This is a genomic window from Nocardiopsis protaetiae (genome assembly GCF_045446735.1).
GTDB lineage: Bacteria > Actinomycetota > Actinomycetes > Streptosporangiales > Streptosporangiaceae > Nocardiopsis > Nocardiopsis protaetiae.
Genome location: NZ_JBJJBV010000245.1, coordinates 1 through 9,924 on the forward strand (window position 1 = coordinate 1; position 9,924 = coordinate 9,924).

Genomic DNA, 9,924 nt, shown 5'->3' on the forward strand with positions numbered 1-9,924 from the left:
CAACCGGCACAGAGGGGGGTCTACTTCCCGGTAACCGCCCTGTTCGGGGTGTGATGTCCGACTCGCCGCCCCGTCCGGGACGCGACGGCGGTCGCTGCCGTGCAATGTGCAATGGCACCCGGGATCGCGGGGCGACCGTGGCGGTCCCGTTCGAGGCGGTCACCGAGAGCGGCGGCCGATAACGGCGGTCGATAACGGCGGCCGGGGGCTCGGGCCCATGGAAAAGGCCCGGCCCGCCGGTGGGGAAGACCGGCGGGCCGAGCCGATTCAGCGGGGTGGCGCGGGGTGCGCCCCGAGGCGGGCCGGGGCGCGGGTCAGGACGTCGGAGGCGTCAGGGCAAGTTCCAGCGCTGGACGGCGCTGCCGTCGCAGTTCGCGATCTCGGTGCGGGTCCCGTCGTTCTGCACCCGGCCGACCGGTTGCAGGCAGCGGCCCGACTGCGGGTTGCGCAGCCCCTGGTCGCCGGTGTGCGTCCACTGCTGGGCGCCGGTCCCGTTGCAGGTCCACAGCTGGACCGGGGTGCCCGCGGCGGTGCCGCCGCCGGCCACGTCCAGGCAGCGGCCGTAGGCGCGGATGGTGCCGTCGCCGCCCACCGTCCACTGCTGGGCCTGGTTGCCGTTGCAGTGCGCGAGCTGGATCGGGGTGCCGTCGGCGTTCGCCGCGCCGGCCACGTCCAGGCAGATCCCGTTGGAGGCGGTGATGGTGCCGGTGCCGCCGCCCCCGCCGTCCAGCGAGTAGACGCGCACGTAGTCCACGCGCATCTGCTGCGGGAACTGGGTGCTGCCGTCGGGGTAGCCGGGCCAGTCGCCGCCGACGGCGACGTTGAGGATCATGAAGAACGGCTGGTCGAACACCCACGGGTTGCCGCCGACGCTGGAGCGGGTGACGGTGTGGTACGGGTTGCCGTTGACCGACCAGGTGATCGACCCCGGCGCCCAGTCCACGGCGAACACGTGGAAGTCGTCGGCGAACGACCACCCCTGCGGGTGCATGTAGGAACCGGTGATCCCGCCGCCGCCGAAGTAGCCGGGGCCGTGGACGGTGCCGTGCACCAGGTGGGGTTCGCGGCCGATGTTCTCCATGATGTCGATCTCACCGGAGTTCGGCCACGGGGTGCCGGGGAAGTTGCCCCCGAGCATCCAGAACGCGGGCCAGATGCCCTGGCCGCGCGGGATCTGGATGCGCGCCTCGACCCGCCCGTAGTGGGGGCGGACCTTGTTCTGGGTCGTCATCCGGGCCGAGGTGTAGGTCCCGTTCGCCTCGCGGCGCGCGGTGATGACGAGGTTGCCGTTGCCGTCCAGGGCGGAGTTGGCGCGGCTGTTCGTGTAGTTCTGGAGCTCGTTGTTGCCCCAGCCGTGGTCACCGGTCTCGTGGTTCCAGTTCGCGGTCGAGGGAGCGCTCCCAGAAGGCCCGTCGAACTCGTCCGACCAGATCAGGGCCTGCGTGGTGACGGGGTCGGCCTGGGCGGGCGCGGGGGCGGGGGCCGCGGCGGAGGTGCCGGGGACCAGGAGCGCCAGGGCGGCGACGGCGGCCGCCACGGCGAGGGGGGTGCGGAATCGTGTGGTGCGCATGGGCGTACTCCGGGGGATGGTCCCGCCCGGGGGCGGGGAGCGGACGGAGCGGTCGTGCCGCCGGGAAAAGCGGGCACGGCCGTGGCGACCGAACGCGGTCGCTTGATGACCCACTGAATCGTAAAGTGACTTTACGTTTAGTAAGGGGTCCGAAACAAGAGGTGAAACCCGATCTCTTTCGGTTCGTCTTTCCATCCCGCCCGCGCCGACCCTTTCCCGTTTCGGTCGACCGCTCCGCGGGGCCGAATCCGCCCAGGTGGCGGCCCCGGCCCCGGAACGCGACCCGCCCGCCGGTCCGGGGAGCGGCGGGCGGGCTGATTCAGCGGGGTTCGGCGTTCGGTGTGTTGCGGTGTTCAGCGAAGGGCGGCCCGGGGCACCGGAACCCCGCCCCGGGCCGGGGCCGGTCCTACACCGACCCCTGGCCGTCCAGCGAGTAGACGCGCACGTAGTCCACGCGCATCTCCTGCGGGAACTGCGTGGTCCCGTCGGGGTAGCCGGGCCAGTCGCCGCCGACGGCGACGTTGAGGATCATGAAGAACGACTGGTCGAACACCCACGGGTTGCCGCCGGTGTCGGCGGGCGTCACCGAGTGGAACGCCTCGCCGTTGACCGACCAGGTGATCGACCCCGGCGCCCAGTCCACGGCGAAGGTGTGGAAGTCGTCGGCGAACGACCACCCCTGCGGGTGCATGTAGGAACCGGTGATCCCGCCGCCGCCGAAGTAGCCGGGGCCGTGGACGGTGCCGTGCACCAGGTGCGGCTCGTAGCCGACGTTCTCCATGATGTCGATCTCGCCCGAGTCGGGCCAGGGCGTGCCGGGGAAGTTGCCCCCGAGCATCCAGAACGCGGGCCAGATGCCCTGGCCGCGCGGGATCTGGATGCGCGCCTCGACCCGGCCGTACTGCGGCTGGACCTTGTTCTGCGTGGTGATGCGCGCGGAGGTGTAGGAGCCGTCGGACTCCTGGCGCGCGGTGATGACGAGGTTGCCGTCGCCGTCCAGGGCGGAGTTGTCCCGGCTGGTGGTGTAGTTCTGGAGCTCGTTGTTGCCCCAGCCGTGGTCGCCGGTCTCGTGGTTCCAGTTGGCCGGGTCGGGAGCGCTCCCAGAAGGCCCGTCGAACTCGTCGGACCAGATCAGTGCGGCCTGTTCGGCCTCGGCGGCGGCCGGTTCGGCCTCCGTGGCGGACAGCTCGGCCCCGGTGGTCGCGGCGGGAGCGGAGACCGCCGTGACGGCGCCGTAGGCGAGGACGGGCAGGGCGGCGACGGCCGCCGCGATGGACAGGGGGGTACGGATTCTGCGTTTGGTGCGCATGGGTACTCCGGGGGTCGTCCCGCCCGAGGGGCGGGGGAACGGACGGAGCGGTCGTGCCGCCGGGGCGGCGGACACGGCCGCGGCGACCGGATGCGGTCGCTGGGTGACCCGCTGAATCGGTACGTGACTTTATGGTCGGTAAGTGATCCGAAACAAGGGGTGGAGTCCGGTCTCTTTCGGGCCCCGGTTCCCCGGAGGTGTGGTGCCGCCCGCCCCGGGGAGGGGGTTGTCCACAGGTCGGGCGGAGGGGTGGCGGCCGCGGCGGGGGAGGCCTAACGTGGGAGCGGGCGGGTCGTGTGCCGGCGGTGCGGCCGTGTGACGCCCCCGAATCCATTGTCCCCCGCCGCCCCGCCCTTCGCCGGTGATCCGGGTCCGCCTGTGGACAACGCGGCCCCGCGCGCATCGCCTGTGGGCGCTCCGCGCTGCCGGGTCCCGGTTCCGTCACTTGTAGGCGGCCGCCCCGTGGCGCCAGTAACCGATGAACGAGACGTGCGACTTGGGCACCCCGCGCCCGCGCACCAGCTCCCGGCGCAGCCCCGTCGGCAGCGCCCGCTCCCCGGCCAGGAAGCAGTACGGCGTCCCCTCGGGGAGCTCCGCCGCCAGCACCGTCCGCAGCGCCAGCGCGCCGGGCACCCCGCCGCCGCCGTCGCGCGCCAGCCAGTGCAGGTTCACGCCCTCGGGCACCTCGACCTCGCGGACGTCGGAGGACTCGGGGACCTCCAGGAACACCTCCGCGCGCAGATCCCGCGGGGCCTGTTCGAGGATCGACAGCAGAGCGGGCACCGCGCTCTCGTCGCCCACCAGCAGCTGCCAGTCGGCGTCCCGCGGCGGCAGGTAGTAGTACCCCTCGGCGAACAATCCCACCTCGTCGCCCTCCTTCGCGTTCAGCGCCCAGCCGGAGGCGGGGGCCTCGGATCCGTGCACCGCGAACTCGATGTCCAGCTCCAGGCGCTCGGCGTCGAACCGGCGGGGCGTGTAGTTGCGGAACAGCGGCCGCTCGGCGGAGGGCATCAGGTAGTACTTGGCGATCCAGCCGTTGCCCGCGGCCTGGGGCAGGCGCAGCCGCTCCTGGCCCTCGCGCGGCAGGAACAGGCGGGCGCACTGGTCCAGGCCCAGGAACTCGAAGTCCGCGAGCCCGGGGCCGCCCAGGGTCACGGTGACGAAGTTCGGGGTGGTCCGCTCGGTGCGGACGACGTGGGCGCGGACCATGGCGCGGCGCTCGGGGTTGTGGATCTTCATGGGGGTGTTCTCTCTTTTCCCGGCTCAGGGGTGGGGCCGGGTGTCTGCTGAGGGCGCCCGGGCAAGAGTTAGGTTAGCCTACCCAACTCTGACGTGGGGTTTGGGAGGGGCGCTCCTGGGCAGCCGGTAAGTGAGCCGTCCGGGCGGTCGCCACAAAAAACCTCCGAAAGAATTCCGAAACCGCGTCATAGGCGATCCGCGTGAACGTGTTGAGGGTGAACCGAAAACCCGGACGCTGCGTCAACCCGCACGAGGAGTGCAACGCACGCCCGAGTCAGCCGTCCCCCAACGGAAGGACCGCCGATGAGCGCCATCCCCGCCCCCGACCAGCCCTACCAGCGCCCCGTCGACCCGGCCGCCCTGGTCGGCCGCTGGGTCCGCCTCGACGACCCGGCTCCCGCCCCCGTCGGAGTCCTCGACCACGCCCGGCGGACGGCCGGGGCCAACGGCTGGGAATGGGCGGTGCGCACCTCCGAGGGCGTGGTCGCGGGGACCGGCCCGCTGGCCGCCAGGCCCCTGACCGACCCCTCCGACCTGCGCTCGGTCCGCCGCAGACTGCGCGCGGAGCTGGCCGACCTGGCCGAGTTCGCCGCCCCGGACGACCCGGCGGCGGCGCGGACCGCCGACGACCTGGACCTCCTGGAGCTGGAGGCCGCGGCCCGGCCCTGACCCGGGCGCGCCGCCCGCTCGGAACAGGCGCATTCCGAGCGGGTACCGTCCCGGCACACCGTGTTCCCGGCCCGGGTTTCGGACAGTCCCGACCCCGGAGGGGGCGTCGGGGCCGTCTCGGCCGGATGCGGTGAGCCTCCCTTCATCTGTCACTCTGGTCACGGAAAAGGACAGACCGGGCGTACGTCTACCTGCGGGTACTCCGTACCGATGACGACTGTCACGTTCCCGGTTGCCAATTCGTGACAACCCCCTACGTGACCGGGGCGTCTCTGTGAGAGACGGTGTCCACACCGTCACTCGCGCACCATGCGACGACGTGCGCACGGCAGGGGGAATCGGGATGGAGGGACGCAACGGTGTTCTCATGGAGACCGGGGCCTACTGGCTCCTCTACGTGGTCTCCGTCTGCGGCGCACTGATGCACTGGAGACTGGGCAACGAGGTCCTGGCGGCGATCTGCGGGGCGGCGGCCGTACTGGCGGCGCTCCACATCGCGGCCCGGCACCGCGACGACCTCGCCGCACCCCGCTGAGCGAGGCCCCCGCTACCGCCGACCACCGTTGTCGCGACCGCGCGGTCGCGGCGGCGCCCCGCACCACCGGCCGACCGTGTCCGCCGACCCCCGCGCCTCTCCCGCCTTCACATATCCGCTCCCGTGCCGCCGTCCACCGGGGCGCGGGCCGGGGCGCCGTGTCCGGAACCTCGGGCGCACCGCACGACACCGGGCCCCGCCGGACCCCCTCCTTTCCCGGCGGCCCGACCCGTGGGACCGGGTGTCCCGCCTGTGGTCGGCGCCCCCGCCCCGCCCCCCGGGCCGTGACGGAGCACACGGCACACGGTCCCCGAAGGCACGCCGTGTTCCGCCCCTCCCTGGGCGTTTGCCGACGCGGTGTCCGGATAGTCTTCCCGGTATGCGTTCTTGGTCTGCGCCTGACATCGTCCCCCTGCCGGGTACCGGCGGTCCCTTGAGCCTCCACGACACGGCCACCGGCCGGATACGGGAGACCGCGCCCGGCCCCCGGGCCGGAATGTACGCCTGCGGCATCACCCCCTACGACGCGGCACACCTGGGCCACGCGTTCACCTACCTGACCTTCGACCTGGTCAACCGGGTGTGGCGCGACGCCGGACACGACGTGAACTACGTGCAGAACACCACCGACATCGACGACCCGCTGCTGGAGCGGGCCGAGGCCATCGGCGTCGACTGGCGCGACCTCGCCCACCGCGAGATCGACGTCTTCCGCGACGACATGGCCGCCCTGCGCATCATCCCCCCGACCTCCTACGTCGGCGTGGTCGAGTCGGTCGACCTCATCAGCGACCTGGCCGCCCGCATCCGCGACACCGGCGCCGCCTACGACCTCGACGGCGACCTGTACTTCTCCGTCTCCGAGGCCGACCACTTCGGCGAGATCGGCCACCTGGACCGGGCCGTGATGCTCGACCTGTTCGGGCAGCGCGGCGGCGACCCGGACCGCCCCGGAAAGAAGGACCCGCTCGACTGGCTGCTGTGGCGCGCCGAGCGGCCGGGCGAGCCCGCCTGGGAGAGCCCGCTGGGGCGGGGCCGCCCCGGCTGGCACATCGAGTGCAGCGCCATCGCCCTGGACCGGCTCGGCCCGAACTTCGACCTCAACGGCGGCGGCAACGACCTGATCTTCCCCCACCACGAGATGGGCGCCGCCGAGACCCGCTGTATCACCGGCGGCCCCAACGCCCACGCCCACCTGCACGTGGGCATGGTCGGCCTGGACGGCGAGAAGATGTCCAAGTCGCTGGGCAACCTGGTGTTCGTGTCCAAGCTGCGCGAACAGGGAGTGGAACCGGCGGTGATCCGCCTGGCCATGCTCACCCACCACTACCGGGACGCCTGGGAGTGGACCGACCCCCACCTGCCCGCGGCCCTGGCCCGCGCCGAGCGCTGGCGCGCCGCGTTCGCCCTGGGCGCGGCCCCCGACGCCGCCCCGCTGCTGGCGGCGGTGCGCGCCGCACTCGCGCGGGACCTGGACTCCCCGGCCGCGCTGAAGGCCGTGGACGACTGGGCGCGGACCGCGCTCACCGAGGGCGGCACCGACACCGCCGCCCCGGCACTGGCCCGCGCCACCGTCGACACCCTGCTGGGCGTCGCCCTGTAGTCCCGCAACGCCGCTGACGCCGTGCCACCGTCGGCACCCTCCCGGGTGCCGTCCTGTGGTGGCGCGTGCCTCTCCGGGGCCGCCGACCGCACCGCGGCCGGCGGCCCCGGCCGTTCCCGTGGCCCACCGTTCCCGTGGTCCGCCGTTCCCGGCGCGCCCGATAGTCTCTCCGCGGCCCGCCCGACGGAGCCCGGTCCCGCCGACGGTTCCCGCCGTCGCGGGTGATCCGCGGCGGCCCGCTCCGCGTACACACAGGAGGAGGGCGCCCGCCCTCCCCGGACGCACGAAGAACGGACCGATCACTCGCCATGTCCCCCCCTGACCGTCCTCACCCCCGAGATCGCGGACGTCGTCGACTCCTATCTGACCTGTGAGTTCGCCACGCTCGCCGCCGACGGCACCCCGCTGGCCTGGCCCACCGCCGTCTGGCGGGACCCGGCCGACGGACGCCTGCTCATCACCACCTCCCTCGCCTACGGGCAGAAGGCCCGCAACGTCCGCCGCGACGGCCGTGTGGGCCTGCTCTTCTCCGACCCCACCGGCAGCGGCCTGGACGCCCCCCCGCAGGTCTTCGTCGCGGGCACCGCCACCTGCCCGGAGGAGATCCACACCGCCCCGGACGAGGCCGCCGAGTACTGGCGCAAGCTCTTCGCCCGCCAGCCGCACAGCCTCGGGTTCGTCCGGCCGCCCGGCCGGTGGCTCATGGACTGGTACTACATGCGGCTGTTCATCACCGTGACGCCCGACCGGGCCGAGGCCCGGCCGCCGCTCGCCGAACGGCTCGACGCCGCGGGCCCCCGCGAGCCCGGACCGGTTCCGGGACCGATGGGCGCCGCCCTGCTGGAGGCGTTCCCCAGCGCGGTCCTGGGCGCCCCCGACACCGACGGGAACCCGCTGCTGGCCCGCGTGCTTCCCAGGGCCACCGCGGACGGGTTCGCCATCGACGCCGCCGACGTCCCCGACGGCGTGGTCCCGGGCCGGGCCGCGCTCCTGGTGCACCGCCACGACGACGTGCTCAAGGACATGCACAACGCCGCCGTCCGCGGCGAGCTGCGCGCCGAGGGGGACCGGTGGCTCCTGGTACCGGACAAGGTTCTCGAACCGACGGGGACCGGCCGCCTCTCCGGCGCGTTCCGGGTACTGCGCGACGCCCGCCGGGCCACCGCCCGCCACCTGGAGAAGAAGGGGACCGCCCGGCCGCGGATCGAGTGGGACCGGTTCCTGGAGCTGTTCCCCGGGTCCGAGGGGGCCCGGAAGTAGCCGTTCCCCGGGAGGGGCGGTGCCCTCCGCGGGGGACCGCGGCCCGGAAACGTCGGTGGGCGCTGTCACGATCCAGACATGAGCACAGGAAACGACGTTCTCGCCGCCACTGACTGGAAGAAGACCTTCCACGCCTACGGGCTGGGCACCGACGTGCCCGAGCACTTGTCCCTCCTGCTCTCCGACGACCGCACCGACCACGCCCGGGCCCTGGAGCACCTCTACTCCGCGCTGGTCCACCAGGGCACCGTCTACTCGGCGACCGTTCCGGCCGCCCGGTTCGTCGCCCGGATCCTGGCCGACCCGCGGCTGGACGCACCGGTCGACGGGACGCCCCTGCGGGCGCGCCTGCTCGGCTTCCTGCGCGACGCCGCCGAGGGGATCGCCGGCCACCTGTACGAGCCCGCGCCCCCGGTACCGGACGAGGCCGAACGCGACCGGGTCTACGCGGCCCTGGCCTCCGACGACGAGGACGAGGCCATCGACATCTGGGAGGACGAGGCCTTCGAGTCCCTCATGTACCACGAGGCGGGGGTGGCCCTGCGCGACGCCGCCCCGGAGCTGCACGCGGCGGTCCACCCCCACCTCACCCACCCCGACCGGCTCACCCGTATCCACGCGGTGGAGGCGGCGGGGGCCGTCGCCCGCCTGGGCGGGCCGGCCCCGGACCTGTCGGGGGCGGCCGACATGGCCGAGACCAGGGACGAGGGCGCGGTCATCGTCCTGGTGCTGGGGGAGACCGGCGTGGACACCACCGAGTTCCTCACCCACGCCGACCCGGCGATCCGGGCCTGCGCGGCGCTCGCCCCGGGGCAGCGGGGCAACCCGGCCGCGCTCGCCGAGCTGCTGGAGGCCGTGCGCGACCCGGAGGCGGCCCAGGGGTGGTTCGACCGGTGCCCCGAACGCTTCGCGGGCCCCCAGTGGGTGCGTTCCGTCCTCCTGCGCGAGGCCGTCCTCCGCGGCGGGCCGGACGTCGTCGAGCGGGTGCTCGCCACCCCCTGACCAGGCGGCTTCCGGGTCCGGTGCACGTGCAGATGCTTTGCACCTTAAGACTTCCTTAGCCGGTCCATAAGGTCACGTGAAGCCACTGCCCTGTCCGCTTCCTCCTGATCTACGTTTGCTTCGCCGGTCGGTCCCGACCGGGTTCCCACAGGCAGACGGAGGTGGCAGAGGTGGCCCTCATGCAGGGTGTCGAAGCGTTCCACGGGGAGCCGGGCCTCCTTGGCCCGGAAACACTCCCCGCCGACGTGCGCCGGCGTGTGTCGGCGTTGGCCCGCACCTCCCGGCTGCTGGTGGCCTGCGACTACGACGGCGCCCTGGCCCCCCTGGACGCCGACGGCCACCCCGACCGACGCCCCCTGCCCGAAGCGGTGCGCGCGCTGCGTGAGCTGGCGGAGCTTCCCGGGACGGTGTGCGCGGTCATCTCGGCCCGCCCGTTGCGGGATCTGGCCGCGCTGTCGCGGCTGCCCGGTGAGGTGCGCCTGGTGGGGGCGCACGGCACCGAGTTCGACACCGACCTGGCCGCGGACCCCTCCGCGCACGGCAAGGCCGAGGCCCTGGAGGTGCTGCGCGGGCAGGTCGAGGCCACCGCGGTGCTGTACATGGGCGGCGGCGACGGCGAGGAACCCGTCTTCCTGCACCTGTCCGGGGCCGACGCCGGGGTGCGGGTCGGGGACGTGGAGGAGCCGTCGGTGGCCGCCCACCGGGTCGCCGACACCCCCGCCGCGGCCCACCTGCTG

At 73.5% G+C, this 9,924-nt stretch carries 9 protein-coding genes; 6 read left to right on the forward strand and 3 right to left on the reverse strand.

Going from position 1 to position 9,924, the window contains the following annotated elements; translation table 11 throughout:
- Positions 1–331: 331 nt before the first annotated feature.
- The 3 genes from ACJOT3_RS27515 to ACJOT3_RS27525 all read right to left on the reverse strand — a co-directional run bounded on the left by ACJOT3_RS27515 (position 332) and on the right by ACJOT3_RS27525 (position 4,118).
- Positions 332–1,570, reverse strand: coding sequence for a ricin-type beta-trefoil lectin domain protein (locus tag ACJOT3_RS27515; RefSeq protein WP_406976023.1), 1,239 nt, complete (start codon positions 1,568–1,570; stop codon positions 332–334).
- Positions 1,571–1,976: 406 nt separating this feature from the next.
- Entirely contained in the window at positions 1,977–2,879 is a 903-nt protein-coding gene (locus ACJOT3_RS27520; protein ID WP_406976024.1) for a glycoside hydrolase family 16 protein, read from the reverse strand.
- Between the two features lie 441 nt (positions 2,880–3,320).
- Positions 3,321–4,118: a siderophore-interacting protein gene (locus ACJOT3_RS27525; RefSeq protein WP_406976025.1), complete on the reverse strand. Its 798-nt coding sequence runs from the start codon at positions 4,116–4,118 to the stop codon at positions 3,321–3,323.
- Between the two features lie 303 nt (positions 4,119–4,421).
- Here ACJOT3_RS27525 and ACJOT3_RS27530 point away from each other — a divergent pair, with 303 nt between their 5' ends.
- The 6 genes from ACJOT3_RS27530 to ACJOT3_RS27555 all read left to right on the forward strand — a co-directional run.
- Positions 4,422–4,787 carry a hypothetical protein gene (locus ACJOT3_RS27530; RefSeq protein ID WP_406976026.1) on the forward strand — a complete coding sequence of 122 codons (366 nt, stop codon included), beginning with the start codon at positions 4,422–4,424 and terminating at the stop codon, positions 4,785–4,787.
- Between the two features lie 343 nt (positions 4,788–5,130).
- A complete protein-coding gene (locus ACJOT3_RS27535) occupies positions 5,131–5,322 on the forward strand; it encodes a hypothetical protein (RefSeq protein ID WP_406976027.1) in 192 nt (63 codons plus the stop codon).
- Positions 5,323–5,701: 379 nt separating this feature from the next.
- A complete protein-coding gene (mshC, locus tag ACJOT3_RS27540) occupies positions 5,702–6,925 on the forward strand; it encodes a cysteine--1-D-myo-inosityl 2-amino-2-deoxy-alpha-D-glucopyranoside ligase (RefSeq protein ID WP_406976028.1) in 1,224 nt (407 codons plus the stop codon).
- 339 nt (positions 6,926–7,264) lie between these two features.
- Positions 7,265–8,185 (forward strand): pyridoxamine 5'-phosphate oxidase family protein, encoded by a 921-nt coding sequence (locus ACJOT3_RS27545; RefSeq protein ID WP_406976031.1) that lies wholly within the window; start codon positions 7,265–7,267, stop codon positions 8,183–8,185.
- 78 nt (positions 8,186–8,263) lie between these two features.
- Positions 8,264–9,187 carry a hypothetical protein gene (locus ACJOT3_RS27550; protein ID WP_406976029.1) on the forward strand — a complete coding sequence of 308 codons (924 nt, stop codon included), beginning with the start codon at positions 8,264–8,266 and terminating at the stop codon, positions 9,185–9,187.
- A 179-nt stretch (positions 9,188–9,366) separates the two neighbouring features.
- Positions 9,367–9,924, forward strand: a 558-nt coding sequence (locus tag ACJOT3_RS27555) for a trehalose-phosphatase (RefSeq protein WP_406976030.1), incomplete at its 3' end; no start/stop codon positions are given.